The following is a 22,199-nucleotide window of genomic DNA, read 5'->3' on the forward strand; positions in this document are numbered from 1 at the left end:
GCTTGAGATTTTTTTCTTCACTTGCGGGTCATCCTTGAAGCTATATCTGGAAATGTTATTTGTTCTTTGTACAAAGTTCTTTCAAGGTTGCTACCACAAAATCGACTTCTTCCTTTGTATTATGCTTGCAGAATGAAAAACGAACCGAAGGACGCTCCGAGCTTGATTTGATTGCACCCAATACATGCGATCCGATGTCTGTTCCTGAGCTGCAGGCACTGCCACCAGAACAAGAGATCCCTGCAATATCCAGGTTGAATAAAAGCATGTCAGCAAGGTCACTACATGGGAAAGAAACATTTAGTACGGTATACAGTGATTTTTCTGGTTCAATAACACCATTAAAATCAATTTCGGGGATTGCTTTTTGCAACTCGTCGATCATATAAGATTTGAGTCCTTGAATATAAGCGCGGTGTTCTTCCATGTGCTCATAGGCAAGTTCCAAAGCTTTGGCAAGACCCGCTATTCCATAGACATTTTCTGTTCCGCCACGCATGTTACGTTCTTGTGCTCCACCGTAGATCAATGGTTTAATTTTGTTGTTGGCATTAATATAAAGAAAACCAACTCCTTTCGGGCCATGGAATTTATGGGCAGCTCCGGTTATAAAATCTATTTTCAGACTGCCAAGATCATGTGGGTAATGACCCATGGTCTGTACAGTATCCGAATGGAATATCGCATTATACTTTTGGCATAACTCGGCGATGCGTTGAATATCGTTGAGATTTCCGATCTCATTATTGGCATGCATAATGGAAACAAAAGTACGCGGATTGGTAGTTAAAAGTTCTTCCAGCTGGTTGAGATTTAAATTACCTTTCTGGTCAACTTCCAATAAATCAAGGTGTACCTTACCAGCTTTCTCCAACTCCTCTAACGTATGCAATACCGCATGGTGCTCAATAGGTGAGGTGATGGCATGGGTTATTCCAAAGTCGGCGATTGACCGAACGATGGCCATATTGTCCGCCTCGGTTCCGCCCGATGTGAAGAAGATCTCTGCTGGAGATACATGAAGTAGATTGGCGATCGTTTTACGTGCTTTTTCTACAATTGTTTTTACTTGTCGTCCGTGACTATGGATAGAAGATGGATTTCCAAAGTTATTGTTCATCACATCGACCATTACTTTTATTACTTCAGGATCTAAGGCTGTAGTCGCTGCATTATCAAAATATACTTGCATGCTGCAAAATTACAAATCTCTCAAGTAAATTAGAGGTATAAAATGACTTATTTTTATCATTTTATTTTCCTAATTGTAGCTGACAGTGCTGGCGTAGCGGGTCTCATCAGAATTAGGCTCTTTTGCCTGGAAAGGAATAAGATGAGTATTTTTCCGTTCTGATGAAAAAAATAGCGCCAATCTATTACTTCAGTTTGGCGCTACTTTTCTATTTAGACAAGTTCTCTTTTGGTCTGACCACGATGAGTATCACAATTCCTCCTAGTGCGAGCACCAAACCCAAATAGGCAGCGATATCACCTGCTTGCGTGTAGAACGTAATTTCTTCATTTAAATTGATTTCCTGATTTAGGGCCGCAGGCTGCCACCATTTAGTCTGCTGTACAATATCACCACGTTGGTTGATAAAGCCTGAAATCCCTGTATTCGCCGACCGGGCAACCCAGCGCCTGTTTTCAATCGCACGCAGTTTGGCATACTGTAAATGCTGGTCTTTACCCGAAGTATTGCCCCACCAGCCATCATTAGTGATAATGGCAATAAACTGAGCGCCTTTTTTGACGTATTTGGAAACATAATTGCCCCAGATGGATTCATAACAGATAACGGGTGCGGCACCAATACCGCTCTGGGCATAGAATACGGAAGGTTCAGTCTGTTTTCCGTAGCCACCCGTCGTACCACCGAATGCTTTAAATAAAGGTTTCAGGAAGTTCATCGCTGCCCCAAAAGGCATTTGCTCTACGCCCGGAACGAGTTTGGACTTATGGTAAAACTGAAGTTTGGAGGAATAATCGATCAATGTTGCGGCATTGAAATTATCTTGATATACATTAGGAGCTATTTCACGCGCAGTAGGTGTTTTTGCATAGTTGTACAGCTGATAACTTTCAATACCGGAAAGTACATTGCCATTTTTATATTGATCTAAAAACTTTAAAATGCGCTGGTAAGAATACGTTTCCCTAAAGTTTTCCTCGTCAAAATAGCCGTTCTGTGAAAGTGCCGTTTCAGGCCAGATAAAAAACTCTGTATTGGGTTTGGCGACCGAACTCGACAAGGAAAGTAAGGTGTTTAATTGTTCTTCAGGACTTAAATTGAATTTAATATAAGGGTCAATATTAGGCTGCACAACGACAATCTGTGCCGGATTCTGATGTTCTTCGTAGTTGAAGTAACGTACCAGCGAGTAGGTGCTGGGAACTAACAATACTGCAGCCAAAGAAGCTATCGGGACAATCTTACGTTTGATCGGATAAAGTCCTTTTCGATTGAGGTAAAGTGTAAATACTAAGATATTGACTAACCAGATCCATATTGTTCCACCATAAACCCCTGTAATGTCGTACCACTGGATCAATTGATGAAAACTGGCGAAACCGTTGCCCAAAGTCATCCAAGGGAAGGCTAAATCCCAGGATTCGTGTAGAAATTCATAGCTTATCCAGAATCCCATTAATCCGAAAAGGGATAACAGAATGTTCGTTTTACGTCGTAATTGCCCATAAAGCCTGAAAGCTAGCGCCATTAAAGCGGCGCCAAGGCAAAAAGGGATCAGACTGATGATAACAGCTGCAAAAGGCGGCATAACTGCCGAAATGGAGTTGTATACCCAATAAATAGAGGCCGTATTCCAGATAACTGCGGTGAGTCCTGCAGTAAGAAATATGTTGAGGCCTTTCTTTTTGAATGTTTCACTCCGGATAATATTTTCCACTGCAATGAGTAGTGGCACAAACCCAATAAATAACAATGGACTGGAATAGGGGATTGGAGGCCAGCCCAACCACAATAAAAAGGCACTTAAAAGTGCCAGTAGATAGTTATTTTTCACTATATATTTTCTCCCATTTATGATTATAAACTGGATAAAACTTCTCTCTTTTTACTCTCGTATTCCTCTTGGGTAATCAATTGTTTGTCGAAGAGTGTTTTTAATTTTTTGAGCTTTAAGGTAATTTCATCATCTTCCTCTTCTTTGGCGGGAGCGGGAGGGACGATAGGGGCTGCCGAAACCGGAGGAACAGCAGGGGTTGATCCGGTCGGTTGCTGTGCCTGAATTGGCGCCGCTGGAGCAGGCGCTGTAACTGCTGGCTGAACCGCTGCATTACTTTCTTGTCGCTCGATGATCACTTCCTTTGCAACTGTTGGAGCAATGACTATTTTTTCTTTTTCGGCGGCCAGTTCGGCTTTTTTATAATTTTCAAGTGCAGCTTTAATATATTGATAAAGCTTTCTCGCCTGAACTTTTGGAATATAATCTATGCTCAGATTTTCTCCTGTAAAAGGGATAACAGTCACTTTTGAACCAAATATTTCTTCCTTAAAAGCAATATCCTTGATGTCTTGCCAACCAAATATTTCAAAATCAGTCGCCAAGCCCAGTTTGGTAAATTCGCACATAAAAATGCGTTTATTACTAATCGTGATACTATCCGGTAAAATGGTTACAGCAGGTTTCTTTTGAACTGCGATATAATCTATTTTTTCTCCTGGAGTAAGCATATCTTGGACTTTAGTCACCAATTTTTCAATGATTTTTATGTCCTGCCCGTCCTGTGCAAATTGTTCCATGTTCATGTCAAATACTTTTTAATACCTAAAGATTGTCAAAATTTATTCCAATCCTGCTACACAAAATACAAATTCTCCTTTAATCGGATTGTTTTCAAAGTGTAATTTTAAATCAGTTAATGTTCCCCGAACATTTTCTTCATAGAGTTTGCTCAACTCACGTGATATCGACCCCTGTCTTTCTGGCCCAAAAACGGTGATAAATTCTTCGATGGTTTTGAGAATACGATGTGGTGATTCGTAGAAGATCATTGTTCTTTTTTCTTCTGCCAAAGCTTTTAAGCGTGTTTGCCGTCCTTTTTTTACGGGTAGAAAACCTTCAAAGCAAAAACGGTCATTGGGAAGCCCCGAATTGACAAGCGCTGGCACGAAAGCTGTTGCGCCTGGTAAGCACTGCACTTCAAGCCCTTCTTTGATGGCTTCACGCACCAGCAAAAATCCCGGATCTGAGATCGCCGGCGTCCCTGCGTCTGAAATCAATGCAATGTTTTGCCCTTCTTTCAAGAATTTAATGATTTCAGATACCGCTTTATGTTCATTGTGCTGATGATGCGCAAATACTTTTTTGTCGATTCCAAAATGCTTCAAAAGGGGAGCGCTGGTCCTTGTATCCTCTGCTAAGATGAGGTCCACTTCTTTCAGGACATTGATCGCACGGAACGTCATGTCCTCCAGATTGCCAATAGGTGTTGGAACTAAATATAACATGGTCAAAGTTAAGTTTTTTTTACTATATAATATGCGCTAAAACATTCTGTGCTTTTTGGAGTTTTATTTTAAAGATAATGGTAAACTCCATCACTTTATTTTAAATAAATTATGCAATACATTGAAAAAATACAGGCACATCTGGGTGCTGAAGCGAGTTATTTATTAGAATTTGATCAACCCGCAGTTTCCAAAACAATGCTTCATCTTCCACAAGCAGCATTTATTGACCAAGTATATAGTTCGAGTGACCGTAGCCCACAGGTCTTGCGGAGTTTGGGGCAACTTTTTGGAACGGGACGGTTAGCCAATACCGGGTATCTTTCGATATTGCCTGTAGATCAGGGAATCGAACACAGTGCAGGAGCTTCTTTTGCTCCAAATCCACAGTATTTTGATCCGGAAAATATTGTCAAGCTAGCTTTGGAAGGAAACTGCAATGCCGTGGCATCTACCTTTGGTGTTTTAGGAGCCGTTGCCCGAAAGTATGCACACAAGATTCCGTTTCTGGTTAAAATCAATCATAATGAACTATTGACCTATCCTAATCGAGCCGACCAAATCTTGTACGGAACAATTCGCGAAGCCTGGAATATGGGGGCAGTTGCGGTAGGGGCGACCATCTATTTTGGATCTGAGGAATCAGACCGTCAGATTATCGAAGTAGCAAAAGCATTTGAAGAAGCACATTCTTTGGGGATGGCGACGGTATTATGGTGTTATCTGCGCAACTCGGCCTTTAAAGTAGGTGATAAAGATTATCATTTAGCAGCGGATCTTACCGGACAGGCCAATCATTTGGGCGTAACGATCAAAGCGGATATTATTAAGCAAAAACTACCTGAATTAAACGGAGGCTTTAAAGCATTAAATATGGGGAAAAGTAGTTATGGAAAGCTGGATGAACGCATGTATACGCGGCTTTCTTCCGATCATCCTATTGATTTATGCCGCTACCAGGTGCTTAATTGCTTTGCCGGTCGGGCTGGCTTGATCAATTCTGGTGGAGCTTCGGGACAGAATGATATCCAGGAAGCTGTAAAAACTGCGGTTATCAACAAGCGTGCAGGTGGCACAGGGTTGATATCTGGCCGTAAGGCTTTCCAAAAGCCAATGAATGAAGGTGTCGCATTATTACATGCCATTCAGGATGTTTATTTATGCGATGAGGTAAGCATTGCTTAGCAAATGCGCATCACATGAGTTCATCAGGTTGAATCTCAGCACAGGGCTTTGAATATAGATCGAATTATAGAGCGTATCGATTAGGCGTCTAATGGATACGCTCTTTTTATGGATCATGGGTTATAAACATCGGTTCCATGGAAGATTGGTCTTCCATGGGCTGATGGATGTTAGGCGATGCGGTGTAATGAAAATAGAGCGCCGTAAAGTAGTCAAAAAGCCTTTTGGATGGTGGTTTAGGAATAAAATTGCTTGTAAATAAAGGCAAATTTATCTAAGTTTGTTCACTATTTTAAATAACACATTTATATTATGTTGCAATTAAATTATATCCGTGAGAACAGGGATACGGTAATCGAAAGATTGGCTGTCAAGCATTTCAAGGAAATTGGATTGGTCGACGAAATCATCAGTTTAGATGAAGAGCGTCGTAAGATCCAATCGGAATCTGACGCACTTTCGGCAGAGGCTAATGTGGCAGCAAAACAGATTGGAGATCTGATGCGCCAAGGTAAAAAAGAAGAAGCTGAAACCGTTAAATCCAAATCTTCGGGATATAAGGAGCAAGTGAAGCAACTTTTGGATCAATTGGGAACAATTGAAGCAGCATTGAATGAGAAGATCGTGCAATTACCTAATTTACCGCATCAATCCGTTCCAACAGGTGTAAGTGCTGAGGACAATGAAGTTGTTTTGAGCCATGGCGAAATCCCGGCTTTGTCGGAGGATGCATTGCCGCATTGGGAATTGTTGAACAAATATGATATTGTTGATTTAGAGCTTGGCGTAAAAGTTGCCGGTGCAGGTTTTCCTATCTATAAAGGTAAAGGCGCTAAATTGCAACGGGCATTGATCAATTTCTTTTTAGATCAGGCCGCAGAAGAAGGTTATGAGGAAGTACAGGTGCCCATTTTGGTCAATGAAGATTCTGCATTTGCTACGGGACAATTACCGGATAAAGAAGGACAGATGTACTATGTGGGTAACGACAATCTGTATTTGATCCCTACAGCTGAAGTTCCGGTCACCAACATTTATAGAGACGAGATTGTGAAAGAAGGACAGTTTCCGATCAAACATTGTGCTTATACACCATGTTTCCGTCGTGAAGCAGGTTCATATGGGGCACATGTACGTGGATTGAACCGACTACACCAATTTGACAAAGTGGAGACGGTGCAGCTTGTACATCCTGAAAAGTCTTATGAAGTGCTCGAGGAAATGAGTTTATACGTACAGCGTCTGTTGCAGAAATTAGAGCTTCCTTACCGTGTATTGCGCCTTTGCGGTGGAGATATGAGTTTTACTTCTGCATTGACCTATGACATGGAAGTGTATAGTTCTGCTCAGAAACGTTGGTTAGAAGTATCTTCCGTTTCCAATTTTGAAACTTATCAAGCGAATCGTTTGAAAGTCCGTTTTAAAAATGCTGATGGCAAGATGCAGCTGGCACATACCTTGAACGGTTCGGCGTTAGCTTTACCACGTATTGTCGCAGCGCTATTGGAGAATAATCAAACGGAAAAAGGAATTAAGATTCCTGCAGTTTTGGTGCCGTACACTAAATTTGAGTATATCGATTAAATATCAATAAATAAGTTGCTTTTGCACTAATTTAACATCACAGTGAAAGACGCTCAGCCTGAGAAGGTAGAGCGTCTTTTTTTTGTTATAATTCGATTTTAAAGTGTTTAGAATCATTATAAATTACTTGTGTTTTAATACAGAAAAATAATAGAATAACATGTTAACGTTTTCTTATAACATTGTTAATGTTTTGTTAATTATGGCTGATTCCGTATAAAATTCTGTTTGAAAATTGTTTGAAGAATTTTTATTCTAAAATGATTCTTTTGTAACAATTTGTAAAATTGTGAACTTATTATTGCGGTATTTCCTGTTTTCTGGAGATTATGTTAAAAAACTTGTAAAAGCAACTTTGGCTTTCTATATTTGACACCGCTAATAAAAATCGCACTAACTATTATTTACTGTAAATGCTGAAAAGAGCAAATTTTACAGCTGGATATTTATCTAAGGACTGACCCTGCGTCTACCTGGGGCCCGCTTTTCCAAAAATATTTTCAACTGTTACTGAATAAACTGCAATAGCATGTTATGTTTTTGCTGTTTATTGTCTAGGCAATTTATGTTTAGACGGTTATGATAACGGATATAATTTATATCAATATATAGGATTAGAAAAAATAATAAAATTAACTAACTAAAACATGAAACAAACATTACTAAGTTTTCTTGTTGGCGGTATGATTCTGACTTCGGTTGCATTCGCTCAAGAAAAGAAGATTAGTGGTCGTGTTACATCTGCTGACGGTAAAGCAATACCAGGGGTGACAGTAGTTGTACAAGGAACTAATCAGGCAACGCAGACTGATACTGATGGTAATTATTCATTGAATGTACCGGCAGGTAAGGTTGTCGTATTCCGTTCCGTTGGTTTTGATGATAAAACTATTATTGTTAATAACAACAGTACGGTATTCAATGTCTCTTTAGTAAATCATGACAATGCTTTGGAAGAAGTTGTTGTTACAGCAAATGCAATTAAGAGGGAGAAACGTTCGTTAGGTTATTCTGCGCCAACAATTAAGAGCGACGAATTGACAGAAGGCCGTAATTCGAGTGCGATCAATTCTTTAGCTGGTAAAGTTGCAGGGGTAAACATTACCTCTACATCAAATTCTCCAGGTAGTTCATCTCGTGTTGTATTACGTGGTGGTTCTTCTATTGCTGGAAATAACCAAGCACTGATTGTTGTTGATGGTACGCCGATTGATAATACAAGTAAAGTTGGTGGATCAAGTGATCTTTCAAGTGTGGATTTTGGTAACCGTGGTAATGATATCAATCCGGATGATATCGAATCCGTGACCGTATTAAAAGGCCCTGCGGCGGCGGCATTGTATGGTTCAAGAGCTTCGAATGGTGCGTTGATCATTACAACGAAAAGTGGAAAAAAAGGTGCGAAAAGTGCCATTACATTTAGCTCCACCAATACATTGTCTTCTATTTTGAAGTTACCTGAATTTCAAAATGAATACGGACAAGGCTATGCTGCATTTGATGAAAAGACAGGAGCTTTTATTGATTATGTGAATGATCCGAGGGAAAATGGTTCGTGGGGAGCTCCTTTTACAGGCAATGTTCAAGAATGGGGACAGGCGATAGATGGCGTTCGCCAGAAGAAAGCTTATTCTGCAGTAAAAGATAATGTACGCGATTTCTTTGATCTGGGTATTGCTTCTGACAATAACCTTAGTTTTTCAGGCGGTTCAGAAAAGTCTACATTCTATCTGGGATTAAATGCCTTGAATTCAAATGGTGTTTATCCTGGGAAGAAAGATAACTACAATAAATATGGTGTCAGATTTAATGGAACCACGGAATTCTCTGATAAATTCAGTGCCGGTGTTTCTGTAAATTATAGCCGTATTAACAGTAACAATGTCGGTGGTGGCCAAGGTGGCGGTTCTGTTTATAACAACCTATTGCAGACCCCGCGCGATATTGATGTTAAAGGATTGAAAGATCTTTCAAATCCGTATAATGCGTATGGATATACGGATGCAAACGGTGTTTTGCATGATGATGTATACGGTTATTACGGTGCTTATACCATGAACCCTTATTGGGTATTAGCGAATTATAATAATTACAATGATGTGAACCGCATTATGGGGAACTTCAATGTGAATTATAAGCCGACCGAATGGTTAACATTTCAAGAACGTGTAGGTTTAGACAATTATACCGATCGTAGAAGAGCGCAGTCTCCAAAATATAGCTACCTGCCTGCTGATAACTCTACAGGTAATTATGTGAAAGGAAACGTTCAAACGGATCCAGGAAGTTATAGAATCGATCAATTTAATGTGAATGAAATTGTACATGATTTCATGGCAACCGCTACTCATAAATTTAATGAGGACTGGGATGCATCATTTATGATTGGTAATAATATTCGTCAACGCAAAACTTCGAATAATAGCACTGCTACCAATTCAAGTGGAGGACTTGTAGTACCAGGTTGGTATAATTTAGCTAACTCGAATGGTCCATTGGATCTAATCGAAGATACTTGGAGCAATCGTCGTTTAGTAGGTGTTTATGGAGATTTGAATGTTTCGTATAAAAATATAGCTTATTTACAAGCTACAGCACGTAACGATTGGTCATCCACTTTGCCAAAACAAAATAATTCTTTCTTTTACCCAAGCGTAAGTGGATCATTTGTTCTATCTGAATTGTTTAAACCTGAATTGAAGAGCAAGTTCAATTATGCCAAATTACGTGCAAACTGGGCGCAAGTTGGTTCAGATACAGATCCATATCAATTAATTACAACGTTCTCTAGAAGTACGATTGCTGGCGGTTTTGGTTCAACAACTTTTCCATTTGGAAACGTATCCGCGTTGATGTCAAGTAATACAATTGGAAATGCAGGTTTGAAACCTGAAATCACAACATCATTCGAAGTAGGTGCTGAATTAGGTTTCTTAAATAATCGTCTTTACGCAGATTTCACTTATTACAAAAATAATTCGAAAAATCAAATCCTAAGTATTCCAATTCCAGTTTCAACAGGTTACGGATTTGCCTTGGTAAATGCTGGTAAGGTCCAAAATAATGGTGTTGAATTGACATTGAGAGGAACACCGGTGAAAACAGAGAATTTGACATGGGAATTGTTTGGAACATTCACAAAAAATAACAGTAAAGTTATCGAATTGATGCCCGGTGTAGAACAGGTTTCTGTCGGTGGTTTCTCTGGTATGAATATCGTGGCAGCGGTAGGTCGTCCATATGGTGAGTTTTATGGAGTTACAAATGCTACGGACGCTCAGGGTCGTACGATTGTAGATCAGGCATCCGGTATGCCATTAGCTACTGAAAAACCACAATATTTAGGTACCTATAATCCAGATTTCCAAGCATCCTTGGGTACTAACCTGACCTACAAAAATTGGTCAATGAGTGCTTTATTTGATACAAAACAAGGCGGTGTATTCTTTTCAAGAACAAAAGATATCATGGCTTTCGTTGGAACATCTGCTGAAACCGGTGGTGAGCGAATTGCACAGATTTTCCCAAATTCTGTCTACTTGGATGATAACGGAAACTCTATTGAAAATACATCGGTAACCTACGATAAGCAAAATTACTATGGTTCACTGGAGTCTGGAATGAATGTAGTGGACGCAACTTACATCAAGCTTCGTAACTTGACACTGAGCTATAAATTCACGAAAAATCAATTGAAAAACACGCCTTTTGGAGCTGCTTCTATTGGTTTGTTTGGAAATAACCTGTTTATCTGGACGCCAAGCGAAAATAAATATGCTGATCCGGAGGTGAATTCATCAGGTGCTGGTAATGCACAAGGTTTTGATTTTACCGCACAACCTTCACTGCGTAACTATGGCATTAATGTTAAAGTTTCATTTTAAAAGCGAATAAAGTATGAAAACTATAAAATTTAATAATACCAAGAAATTCCTAGTTGTGGCTTTAGTTGCGACAATGGGCTTGACTGGATGTAATAAATTCTTGGATATCAATGAGAATCCAAATAACCCGGAGTCAGCAACACCTAGTTTGTTATTGCCGACAGTAGAAGCCTCAATCAGTCAGGTGGTTGGAAATTCTTTTCAGGTATTTGGTAATATTTGGGGACAGTATTGGACACAAAACCCAACGTCTTCTCAATATAGAGTTATCGATCAGTATAGAATCACCAATACTTCTATGGATAGAGTTTGGGGTAATATCTACAGGGGAACTTTAAACAACGCTGAATTGATTATCAATTCAAAAGTGGCGGATAACGAAAATTATAAAGGTATCGCTCACATTTTGAAAGCTTATGCATATCAGGTTGCAACCGATGCTTTCGGGGATATTCCGCTTTCTGAAGCATCAAAGGCTGATGGAAATTTGAGTCCAAAATATGAAGCTCAGGAAGTTGTATACGATTCAATTTTTAATTATATTGATAAAGGACTATCTTTACTAGCTGTGAAACAAGCCATTCCAGTAGCAAGTCAGGATATGATTTTCAATGGCGATCTTGAAAAATGGAAGGCTTTTGCTAATACCTTAAAATTAAGAGCTTATTTACGCCTTTCTAATGTGAACGCAACCAAAGCTGCTGCAGGTATTAAAGCACTTTATGCGAGCAATGCTGTTTTCTTGAATCAAGATGCGACAATCACTTATACAACAACAGGGGGTAATGAAAATCCTTTCTACAATGAAATGGTTGGTTTAGGAAAAACTCAAAATGTTGTAGCTAGTGGAACCGTTGTGCAAGCTTTTGTCAAAAATAATGATCCTCGCAGATTTGCTTTCTATGACAAAGTTGAATACACAGATCCAGAAACGAACGAACCAAAGATACAGGATACAATTGCTTACATTGCTCAAGGGACGTATTCAAGTAATTCAAAAAAATTAGTATCTACTCCTTCTCCAATGGTTGGAGGTAATGCCATGAGTCAAACATCTGCAGTAGCACCAGTAAAACTGTTTTCTGCAAGCGAAAGTTTGTTCTTACAGGCTGAGGCAGTTGTAAGAGGTTGGGGAACGGGAGATGCACAGAGCTTATATAGTGCTGGTATTACAGAGAGCTTTAAAGCAACAGGTAACGCCGCAGATGCTGCCAAATATATTGCTGATGCGCCAGATGCTAAATTCACTGGCGATGTGGAGGCTAAAGTAAAAGCTATTATCACACAAAAGTATTATGCAATGTGTGGTTTCCAAGGCTTCGAAGCTTGGACTGAATGGCGAAGAACGGGGTATCCAACCTTCTTTGTTAAATCTGCAGCTTCAACTTTAGGTGAAGACAGAATGCCTTTGCGCATGCCTTACGCACTTAGTGAAGCAACAACAAATAGCAATTATCCAGGTAACGTTGTAATCTATACACCGGTATGGTGGGACGTTAAGTAGTCTCTTAGATTATATGCTTGTGGGAGCGGCAATTTCGAAAGAAATTGCCGCTTTTTTTCGCTATAAATAGCAGGGATATCCATACTTAATTTTATTGGAAAAATTTGGGGTTGAGCCCCGACATATTTTCTGGCTCATCAAAAAACACAAGGAAATCCCAATTATTTTACTGTGCTTTCTATAATATCCTGTTTCATCCATGTTTAGTTTAATAAAGGTGACTAGGTTTGTTTTATTCAAGAGAATATTTGAATAATAGATCTCGAAAGTGATAGTTTTCTGAAAATTATCATTTTGTTGTTAGGAAGGCCAAAAAAAGTAAATAATGTACATTACAACATCTCTACCGAATGGTTGAAAAAATAAGTAGCTCTTATTTTTTATGATTCTAGTTAAATAGCTAAAAGCTCCGATTAAAATATTCGGTACGGTTTATCAGTACACACTTTTGTGTAGAATTAACCAATAGGCATATAAAATGTATTTAAAATTAGTATGCTTGCAAACTTATATAAAAATGAAAAGATATTTGATGTTTATTGCACTGCTAGGGCTAGGCTTTAGCGCGTGTAAGAAAGAAGAAGCCGTAAAACCTAAAGAAGAGACTATTGTAATTGATGGCGAAGAATTCGGAAAAGACTTTGTTTACACCACTACCTCGAAAATACTGAATATACCAAAAGACAGTATTCACTACAATTCAAAGACTCACACCTTGAACATAGACTATCTCAATTTTTCCATGAATATGGACAAGTTTGCCACTGATTTAAGAACCGCTAAAGCTGGCAAATTATGGAAATAAGAAGATTTTTTATTGCAATTTTATTTATTTCCTTATGTAATTTAGGATTTGGACAACGAATTAGGTTAGAATCGGCTGGGCTTACAAACGTTTCTTTTAAAGGAAACGTCATATTTTTAAAATATAATGCTCCTACCGCTATGAGATTTTATTTCATGATGTCCAAACCAGCAATTGCCCCTTGGTCTGGCTTACCTGTGAAAGGAGAAGCTAAGTTATTCTACTATAAAGATAATCAGGAGGTTGTTTTGGTAACGGCTCCTTCACTAATGCTGATTGGCCGTCTGGAGGAACATTTTCACAAATGATTCAGAAAGATTTTACAGTTCCAGCAAATACTGTGACAGTTAGTAATCCAGTTGTGGATGTGCAAGCTAGGTGGAGATATTATAAAGAAGGCTATCCTGACCCTGAGACTACAAATGGATGGACCGAGTGGTATTACGCTAGCACAAGGCCTTTTGCTCTTAATCCAGATGAAATTCCTGCTTCCAGTTTTAGCGGATCAAATTCCACATGTGGAGAAAGTGTTTACACAATTACAAATCCTTATAAAGTAACTCTTGAAAACGCAGCTGGTATTGCTACATTGACATCATTAGGGAATAATCAGTGGAAAGTCATTAGGATTGGAAATGCTGTAGGAACGGTCATCCTTAGATCAACTTATGAGGGAAAAGTATTCAATTATCCTATTGAAGTAAGTTCTGAAATGAAAGGTACAATAGATGGGCCAGTTGGAATCAAGCAAGGATGGAATGATAATTACTTCTATTTTAAACCAGAACCTGGTATGGATTATACAAACGTAAATTGGTCGGTAGATTCACCTCATCTAATTACCACCCAGGTAGATAAATATACTTTTAAAATTTCAGTTCCGACAAATTATCCTTTGATGGACAAAGGAAGAGGAGACGATGTCGAAATCTATATTAGATCGAATGGAGAGTGTGGTGTAATGGAAAAATCTCGTATATTAAGAATATTACCAGCAAGACCTATTAAAAACTAGAATATAAAAGCCTAGACTAAGACTCTAGGTTTTTTTTGTATTTTCCCTAAAACCTATCAGATCTCTTTCGTATGCTAAATTTGAAAATGATAAAGAGCAATGCATCTTAATAAACCCTAGTTTTCTAAAGAACTTCGGTTTAGGGATTTATTTTCTATGGTAACTTTAGATGTTCGATATTTTGAGGAGATATTTTTATTAACTACTTTTCTGGTAAACAAACCGCCCGTTCTCATCTTTCTTACTTGTCAGTTTAGGTGTTCCTTTTGTACCTTTGCATGCCTTTAATGCATTCGCAAGAAACAATGGACGTATTGTGCTACCAAGTTCCTTCTCATAGTCTTTGAGAATTTGTAGCGCATTTTTATTTTCGTTAAAGTATCCTGTGGAAATTTGATGAAATACCCAATCTTTAACAGATTGTTCCGATATTATACTTGGGGATTGAAGTAATACATCTTTTCGTTCAGCAGATAAGTCGCCTAAAAGTTCTGTTCGACCATCTTTGAAGAATTTTTCAGCTTTATAAACAACTGGAGCCGATTCATTCCTTGCTACAGATATTTGAATTGTATAATCTATTTGAGTTATATCTGGAACTATTTGCTCAATGCTACAATCGAAAATCTCACGGAATATATTATTAAATGGCACGGAGTAAATTAAAGTATGGGTGGGATCTTCAGCGTCACGAACATAAAAGTCGCGTTGGCCCATGAGAAAAGATAGCTCGAATTGACTATAACCTCTTTTCTTCCTCAAAAGAAATACATTGAGCATTTTTTCGACCTCTATTCGTGGCATTGTAGTAATGTTAGTTATTTCAAATCTAAGATCAACTTGCATAAAATTGGCCATTTCTTTGACCACAAAGATACTAATCCTTTTTGTGTTTACTGACAAGGATGTATGTATTAAGGTCTCCTTTAAGCACTATTTTGAGTCTTTTACCGTTGCCCTTTACAGCGCGTTCTAATGGACGGGTAAAGTCTTTTGCTTCCCAATTTTGATTTTGGACTTCATTGGCTTTAATCACAATTTCATTTAGGGTCTTTGCTTTTCTGAAAAAAGTTTGGTCTTCCATTAACGCATTTAGGGTAGGCGCTGGACCCGCACCAGGTGGGATAGGAGGAACTTCTTTGAGAACTTTATCATTAGATAAAATTTCTGCGGGATAGAAGTCATATATCCTGTAATCTGTTTTGATGATAGAGCTATCTCCTGAATCCTTAAGTTCTTGTTGCCTCATTTTTGCAATTTGAGAAAAGTATATAGCAATTTCACTCAAAATCTCATCATTGTATTTTGAGTTATGTGCACGACTTTCAATATGTCCAATATATTTCTCTCCTTTCTTTAAAAAGTTTGAAAGCTCTTCTGCAACGATATTTAAATCTAATCTTATACGTCTTACCTGTATAATCAAATAAAGCTCTATAGGAAATAAAAACCAAATATTTGTAGCCATAAATAAAGGAAGTAATAAGATATCCTTATGCTTTATGTCTTAAATAATTTGATTTTTAAATTCTATTTTATTATCTTTGTTTTAGAAAGATATTAGATCAGTCATCTATAGTTTAGGTGTTTAAATCAAGAGTCTTGCGCCTGTAATTTCTCACGCCACAACGCAAGGCAGTAGTTTAAATACCCACGTCTATACTTTTATGCTATATTTGCATGTAAGATAGATGTGGGCGCTACTGTAAATCCGTGTTGTGTAAGGCGTGAGAACTTTATTTCAGGTACGGTTTGTAGCCCCACATTTATCATTAGGAAACCTACCGACAAGACTCGTTACCAATAAACGAGTTATGAACAAAAAACAAAGATCAAAAAACATCATCACTGCCCCCGAGTAGCTCGGCTGGTTTGGCCAAATAAGATTTGGCTTCTCTCGCCATGGAACGCGTAACGCCAATATTATACACCTTTGTGATCCCTCAATCAAACGCGCTCTGGCTCCCAGAATGAATTAATTATTACTAATGTGAACTGAGTAACATCAGGCTCCCAATAAAAAGCTGATTTCGATCGGAAGGGGCATGCTATGTACTTTCGGTTATGATTTATCTACTGAAAAATGAACAGGATTTTAGCGCTACAATTTGCTTTTGATCGTATGATTTATGATGTCCATTGCCTCGATTATGACCCTATAAAGGAGATTGAGACATTCTGGAATCACTATGCGCTGGAGACTGTATCTGCTAATACTTCGGAACTATTAATTGCTTATGTTGATGGTGACGTGAAGAAAAATAGGCTTCTGAAAGATGAGGAAATACAAGAATTTGCAACTGCCTTGTATCGCGTATTGATTGCTTATTGTATCGCCAATCATCACCATATAGACCTGAGTACAGTACAGCTGTCTGCAGAAGCAAAAGAGCGCATCGGAAAAGAGCTAGAGTTGAGCAGAAAGGTCGCTGAGTTTTTCGGTCGGTTATCGAAGTAACCACTAACAAAAAAATGATGAATACCCTAAAATTAATAACCTTTTTAAAGGCCTATATAACCTATATCTTTCAAGTACCTGTCAAGCAGTACTTAAGCACAGATATAGTACTATTTACACATCTGTTGCGCAAGAAAATTAGACAAGGAAAAACGTACTTTAAAGGTATTTCGATCCTGCTAAAAAAGCGCTACACGAGCGACTTTCAAAACCTAATAAAGATGGAGGCTTCTTCGGACTTTTGTCTGCCCAACTTCGCCCCAGCTTCTGCCTTTCATGCTATTGGCATCGAGTTTTCATCGGGATTTCATCGGGCCACACCGATCAAAACCCGATGCCGACCCGATGAAAATCCGATGAAACGTAGAAATTCGGTAGTTATTGGTTATTTAACGGTTGACTATACGTTCGCACAAGAAACACACAAGCTTGACTATAGCGCGACCCTAGGTTCACCCTTGCTAAGCCCTTGTTATACACAAGGACAACTAAACGATTGCACAAGTCCCACCCAACAAAAGCAAGCTTTTCAGCAGGTGGGAGAGTCTAGATTGACTTATGGAGTAGAATCTGAACGATCTGTTTTAAGGTTCTTTAAGTCGATCTGTAAGGCTTTGGAGTTTCGAGCCAATACTTTGCTTGGATCAATAGGCTTAGTTGTTCAGCGGGCTTTAAAATGCTTTTTATTCGTTGCATATTATAAGCGTGCGTATCGCATGGTTTTAACATGGATGTTTTTATGTTTTGTTTCTATGTTTAGTTTATCAGCTCAGACGCCCCGCAAGGACAGCGGGGCCGATGGGCTTTCAATCAAATCGCTGGAAGTAGGGAGCATTATTGAAAATCAATTATGGAATATGCCATTGAAGACTATCGATCACACTAAAGTTGAAAAAACAATAACATTGCAGAAGTATCGCGGCAAGAAACTTCTTATTCTGGATTTCTGGACAGTATGGTGTGCACCATGCATTCGTAAACTGAAAGAGTTATCGGCCAGTCAAACACTGATAGATACTAATGCGGTAGTCATACCCGTTACCATAAACGATGCACATGCAGCAGGCCGGATACTACAACAGAATAATATTGGTTTTTCTTCCATCTACGCAGATTCTCTCCTGAGAAAATATTTTCCCCATGTAAGCGTCCCTCATCAGATCTGGATCAAAGATGGTCGGGTAGCCTATATTACAGATGGAAACCTCACTTCCGTTGCCAATATAAATAAATTGGTGCACAACAAACCTGTTCAATTGCTGCCAAAGAATGCGGAAATAAGTCGCGAGGAACTACGTAATCTATCTAAGCCGGATATAGACTCAAATAGAATTGGACAGGTGATATTAAGTAGTGTGTTTGCTAAGTCTTTGCCATACAGTGTTTTTGCAAAATTCGATACAAAATATTCGCTGACTTTATACAATCATTCTGTTTTAGGTCTTTTGCTTTATGCGAATCGTAAAGAAATTCCTTTCGTAGGGATGCGTAATCGGGTCATATGGAACGTAGCAGATTCAACGCGGTATTGGATGGAATTGCCGGTAGAGCTTATCAATACAAAGAAGTATGAAAAGGAAAATGCATTAAGAGCTTGGAAAAGTTCCAATTTATATTGCTATTATCTTAAAAGTAACGAGATGCTGGACGAACAACAGAAGACAGATCTATTAAAATTGGATCTAGCTAAATTGCTTGAACTAAAATTTAATGCCCGATCCTACGTTGCGACAAGCAGGGTAGAAGCTTGGTGTCTCTATATTCGGGATGCAGCTGTCTTCAAAAAATGCTACAGTAAGAGTGGTGCTACAGGAAAAATAAAAGCTGACAAGGGCTATTTTAGTTTGGTCAATAGACCTCTGCAATCTTTGGTTTCCTATCTAGCCGATAATAATTATAAAGATAAATTGCCTGTTACTGATGCTACTGGTTATGCGGGGAATGTCAGCATGGATCTTTACGCTGATACAAAAAACCTCTGCGCAGTTGATGCTGCTTTGCAACGTTACGGCCTGGGGATAAAGAGAGATACAATAGCCTTGCCTATGCTGGTGATAGAAAGGAGGGGCGATCATGATTAATCGTTATTGTATACTTGCTTTCCTCGTTCTAATTACATTTTTTACTGCCAAGGGTCAATCATCTATTAAAGGGAGAGTTGTCGACGAAAAGACGCAGAAAGGTATTGCAGGGGCCACTATCAAGGCCGATCATTCGTTGGTACTGGCAAAAACGGACAGCGAAGGTGCTTTTGTTTTTTCTTTAAAGACATACGATACGGTCTGGATTTCATCGGTTGGGTATAAAGCAAAAAAGCTTGCTATTAAGCGTGAACAGAAAAATGTGTTGGTCAGTCTGATGCCCGAATCGGTAATGATAGAGGAGGTGCAGATCAGTACCGGTTATTATTCATTACCAAAGGAGCGTGCTACAGGTAGCTTTGATTTTATCGATAGAAAGACATTGCAGCGGAATACTTCTTCGGCGATACTGGATCGATTGGAAGATATTGCTCCTTCACTTCAGTTCGACAAAAGAAAAATAGGTCAGATGAACAGCGATAATAACCGGACTGCTATGCGCCTTCGTGGTACCAATACAATCTATGCCGATGGTTCTCCTTTGATCATATTGGATAATTTTCCGTATGACGGTGATATCAATGGGCTCAACCCTAACGATATTGAATCAATAACGGTGCTTAAAGATGCGGCTGCGACGTCTATATGGGGTGCAAGGGCTTCAAATGGTGTTATTGTGCTGACTTCAAAAAAAGGAAAGAGAGATCAGCCATTGACAGTCAGCCTAAATGCAGTTAATTCTTTTTCTCCTAGACCGGATTTGACGTATGGTAAGGATTTTATTAATGCCAAGGACTATATTGATTTGGAGAAAGTTTTTTTTGAAAAGGGAATATATGATGCACGGTATAGCGATGCGAGCAAATCTCCATTGTCGCCGGTGGTTACATGGCTATATCAGCATAGGAATAATAAGATTAGCGATACCGATCTGGACCAGCGATTACGTAGTGCCGCACAGATAGATCTGCGCGATGAGGCGAAGCGGTACCTTTATAGGTCTTCCTTTTTGCAGCAATACAATGTAAATATGCGGGGCGGTTCTTCGGATCTCAGTTATTTTTTCTCTGGCGGATGGGATGGACAGCGTCTCCATGATATTGGCAATAGTCAAAAAAGAACCACCTTTTCATCTTCAGTCAGTTATTATCCGATAAGTCAGCTGAAGTTTGATTTTGGATACGGCTTTATTGCAAATAACAATGTGGCTAACACGGTGGATTTTAGAAATTTTGATTACCTCTATCCTTATATGTCGTTGAAGCAGGAGGACGGAAATGCACCTGTTCTAAGGGATTATAACTTAGAATATGTAGCGGAAGCTCCAACTTCAGGATTGCTAGACTGGAACTATAGACCATTGGATGAGCTCAATCTTCAAAGTAAGCGCTCCGGCATGAATGAGAATAGGTGGTCTTTAGCGATCAATTATGGAATTGTCAAAGGAATACGCTTGTCTCTCAATCTGCAGTCATTGATGGCATCGACCAATTATCGCAATCTGGAGAAAAAGGATGCTTATTATGTACGGAATTTGGTTAATCGCTATACACAGGCCGATGGGAGCCGGGTGTTTCCTTATGGAGATATACTCAGTCAGAGCCGGCAGCAACTGACCTCTAAGTCTGGCAGACTGCAGCTTGATGTCGATCGTCAGTTTGGATCTCATCGTGTTGTATTTCTTTCAGGCATGGAGCAGCGTGAAGTGGTCACTAAGCTGGATGATTACACACTGTATGGCTATAATGATGAATTGTTAACATCACAGATGATACTTGATTATACTAAGGTTTATCCACTTCGCCCGCAGTCTTCCGGAAGAATTCCTTTTCCGATGAGTACGCTTAAAGAAAATATTGATCGATACCTGTCTTATTATGCCAATTTGGGCTATGATTGGAAATCTAAATACCTGTTGTCGGGGAGTGTGCGCTGGGATGCTTCCAATCTGTTTGGCGTCAATACCAACCAAAAGGGTATTCCGCTCTGGTCTGTTGGTTTAGCATGGAATATGGGCGACGAAAATTTCTTTAAAAACGATGTTGTTCAGCAACTGAAATGGCGTGTTTCCTATGGCAAGAACGGTAATATTGACCGAAGTATGACTGCCTATCCTACAGTGTCATATAGTGTCAACTCATCGACCAATTTACAGCAGGCCTTGGTCACATCGCCAGGTAATCAAAATCTGCGCTGGGAAAAAGTGGCGACGTTAAATGTGGGAATGGATTTCAGGATCAAAGGAAAATTTAGAGGATCAGTGGATTACTATCGAAAGAAATCGGATGATCTTATCGGTATTGATCTTATCGATCCCACAGTGTATTATGGAGGTTCTCAGGCTAAGTTAAAACGTAATTATGCGAAAATGGAAACTGCTGGAATGGATCTGACTTTGGGCTATGGAGAAATAGGCAGCAGAATTAAATGGTCCAATGAATTTTGGTTATCGAAAACTAGCAACCGGGTGACCGATTATTATGGTGACAACACTATTACTGTAATGGGCTATACAACGGGTATGGATAAGCGTCCAATAAAAGATAAGTCACTGGATGCGCTGTATAGCTTGCCTTGGTTCGGTCTTGATCATACTACCGGCAATCCCTTGGTGATCAATGATGGCGTAAGGAATACCGAGTATACCAAATATATAAATAGTTTATCAATGAATGACCTTGTTAACCATGGCAGCAGTGTGCCCATCTGGACTGGGGCTTGGAGAAATAATTTTAGATGGAAAGACCTAACCCTGAGTTTCAATATCGCTTTTAAATTAGGATACTATTTCAGACGAAATTCAGTGGAATACAGCTTGCTGATGACAAATGGCAAAGGCATGCACGAAGATTATCTCAATCGTTGGAAGCAAGCGGGTGATGAAGCTGTGACAAATGTACCGTCAAATCCTTTTGCAAATATTGCGAACAGAGATATCGTGTATACGCAGTCTGAGATATTGGCAGAAAAAGGAGATCATATACGCCTGCGCGATATCAGACTAGATTATTCGCTGTCTAAATTGCTACATAATCGCTTCAAGATAAAGGATCTATCAATTTATGGGTATTTAAACAATGTCGGAATCTTGTGGCGCAAAAATAAGCTGGGTTTGGACCCCGATTATCCGTCTGCCTCTTATTACCTTTCACCACGTATTTTTTCTCTTGGAATTAAAATGAGCTATTAACCTTAAATGAACAGAGATC

16 protein-coding genes are annotated in these 22,199 nt (G+C 39.1%); 10 read left to right on the forward strand and 6 right to left on the reverse strand.

All coding sequences use genetic code 11. The annotated features are described in order from the left end of the window. Nucleotides 1-55 precede the first annotated feature (55 nt). From B2O97_RS04810 to rsmI, 4 genes are all read right to left on the reverse strand, one after another. Nucleotides 56-1,192, reverse strand: coding sequence for a cysteine desulfurase family protein (locus B2O97_RS04810; RefSeq protein ID WP_286767042.1), 1,137 nt, complete (start codon nt 1,190-1,192; stop codon nt 56-58). Nucleotides 1,193-1,400: 208 nt separating this feature from the next. After that, the gene (gene lnt, locus B2O97_RS04815) at nt 1,401-3,026 is read right to left on the reverse strand and encodes an apolipoprotein N-acyltransferase (RefSeq protein WP_286767043.1); all 1,626 of its coding nucleotides are present in this window, start codon (nt 3,024-3,026) and stop codon (nt 1,401-1,403) included. Nucleotides 3,027-3,049: 23 nt separating this feature from the next. Further along, on the reverse strand, nt 3,050-3,772 hold the full coding sequence (locus B2O97_RS04820; protein WP_070565062.1) for a PH domain-containing protein: 723 nt from the start codon (nt 3,770-3,772) through the stop codon (nt 3,050-3,052). Nucleotides 3,773-3,808: 36 nt separating this feature from the next. After that, nucleotides 3,809-4,474 carry a 16S rRNA (cytidine(1402)-2'-O)-methyltransferase gene (gene rsmI / locus B2O97_RS04825; protein ID WP_175441977.1) on the reverse strand — a complete coding sequence of 222 codons (666 nt, stop codon included), beginning with the start codon at nt 4,472-4,474 and terminating at the stop codon, nt 3,809-3,811. Nucleotides 4,475-4,585: 111 nt separating this feature from the next. Between rsmI and B2O97_RS04830 the strand changes: the two genes are divergently transcribed. The 7 genes from B2O97_RS04830 to B2O97_RS04860 all read left to right on the forward strand — a co-directional run bounded on the left by B2O97_RS04830 (nt 4,586) and on the right by B2O97_RS04860 (nt 14,451). Beyond that, complete coding sequence (locus tag B2O97_RS04830) at nt 4,586-5,659, forward strand: class I fructose-bisphosphate aldolase (RefSeq protein ID WP_070565068.1); 1,074 nt, start codon at nt 4,586-4,588, stop codon at nt 5,657-5,659. A gap of 312 nt (nt 5,660-5,971) precedes the next feature. After that, on the forward strand, nt 5,972-7,243 hold the full coding sequence (gene serS, locus B2O97_RS04835; protein WP_070565070.1) for a serine--tRNA ligase: 1,272 nt from the start codon (nt 5,972-5,974) through the stop codon (nt 7,241-7,243). Nucleotides 7,244-7,890: 647 nt separating this feature from the next. Beyond that, nucleotides 7,891-11,127, forward strand: a complete 3,237-nt coding sequence (locus B2O97_RS04840; protein WP_145330281.1) for a SusC/RagA family TonB-linked outer membrane protein — start codon at nt 7,891-7,893, stop codon at nt 11,125-11,127. Nucleotides 11,128-11,140: 13 nt separating this feature from the next. Then, nucleotides 11,141-12,631, forward strand: coding sequence for a SusD/RagB family nutrient-binding outer membrane lipoprotein (locus B2O97_RS04845; protein ID WP_075991327.1), 1,491 nt, complete (start codon nt 11,141-11,143; stop codon nt 12,629-12,631). 517 nt (nt 12,632-13,148) lie between these two features. Next, nucleotides 13,149-13,436: a hypothetical protein gene (locus tag B2O97_RS04850; protein WP_145330279.1), complete on the forward strand. Its 288-nt coding sequence runs from the start codon at nt 13,149-13,151 to the stop codon at nt 13,434-13,436. Further along, nucleotides 13,427-13,744 carry a hypothetical protein gene (locus tag B2O97_RS04855; protein ID WP_286767044.1) on the forward strand — a complete coding sequence of 106 codons (318 nt, stop codon included), beginning with the start codon at nt 13,427-13,429 and terminating at the stop codon, nt 13,742-13,744. The genes B2O97_RS04850 and B2O97_RS04855 overlap by 10 nt, the downstream gene beginning before the upstream one ends. Next, nucleotides 13,741-14,451, forward strand: a complete 711-nt coding sequence (locus B2O97_RS04860) for a hypothetical protein (RefSeq protein WP_286767045.1) — start codon at nt 13,741-13,743, stop codon at nt 14,449-14,451. The genes B2O97_RS04855 and B2O97_RS04860 overlap by 4 nt, the downstream gene beginning before the upstream one ends. Before the next feature lie 198 nt (nt 14,452-14,649). Here B2O97_RS04860 and B2O97_RS04865 read toward each other — a convergent pair whose 3' ends face one another. Further along, complete coding sequence (locus tag B2O97_RS04865) at nt 14,650-15,321, reverse strand: hypothetical protein (RefSeq protein ID WP_145330275.1); 672 nt, start codon at nt 15,319-15,321, stop codon at nt 14,650-14,652. A 7-nt stretch (nt 15,322-15,328) separates the two neighbouring features. Continuing rightward, nucleotides 15,329-15,919, reverse strand: a complete 591-nt coding sequence (locus B2O97_RS04870) for a hypothetical protein (protein ID WP_145330273.1) — start codon at nt 15,917-15,919, stop codon at nt 15,329-15,331. Between the two features lie 615 nt (nt 15,920-16,534). Between B2O97_RS04870 and B2O97_RS04875 the strand changes: the two genes are divergently transcribed. The 3 genes from B2O97_RS04875 to B2O97_RS04885 are packed head-to-tail and all read left to right on the forward strand — an operon-like array spanning nt 16,535 to nt 22,180. Beyond that, complete coding sequence (locus B2O97_RS04875; RefSeq protein WP_145330271.1) at nt 16,535-16,909, forward strand: hypothetical protein; 375 nt, start codon at nt 16,535-16,537, stop codon at nt 16,907-16,909. A gap of 14 nt (nt 16,910-16,923) precedes the next feature. Beyond that, the gene (locus tag B2O97_RS04880; protein WP_145330269.1) at nt 16,924-18,990 is read left to right on the forward strand and encodes a TlpA family protein disulfide reductase; all 2,067 of its coding nucleotides are present in this window, start codon (nt 16,924-16,926) and stop codon (nt 18,988-18,990) included. Further along, nucleotides 18,983-22,180: a SusC/RagA family TonB-linked outer membrane protein gene (locus B2O97_RS04885; RefSeq protein ID WP_145330267.1), complete on the forward strand. Its 3,198-nt coding sequence runs from the start codon at nt 18,983-18,985 to the stop codon at nt 22,178-22,180. The genes B2O97_RS04880 and B2O97_RS04885 overlap by 8 nt, the downstream gene beginning before the upstream one ends. Nucleotides 22,181-22,199 lie beyond the last annotated feature (19 nt).

This window comes from Sphingobacterium sp. UBA865, assembly GCF_002295765.1.
Taxonomy (GTDB): Bacteria; Bacteroidota; Bacteroidia; order Sphingobacteriales; family Sphingobacteriaceae; genus Sphingobacterium; species Sphingobacterium multivorum.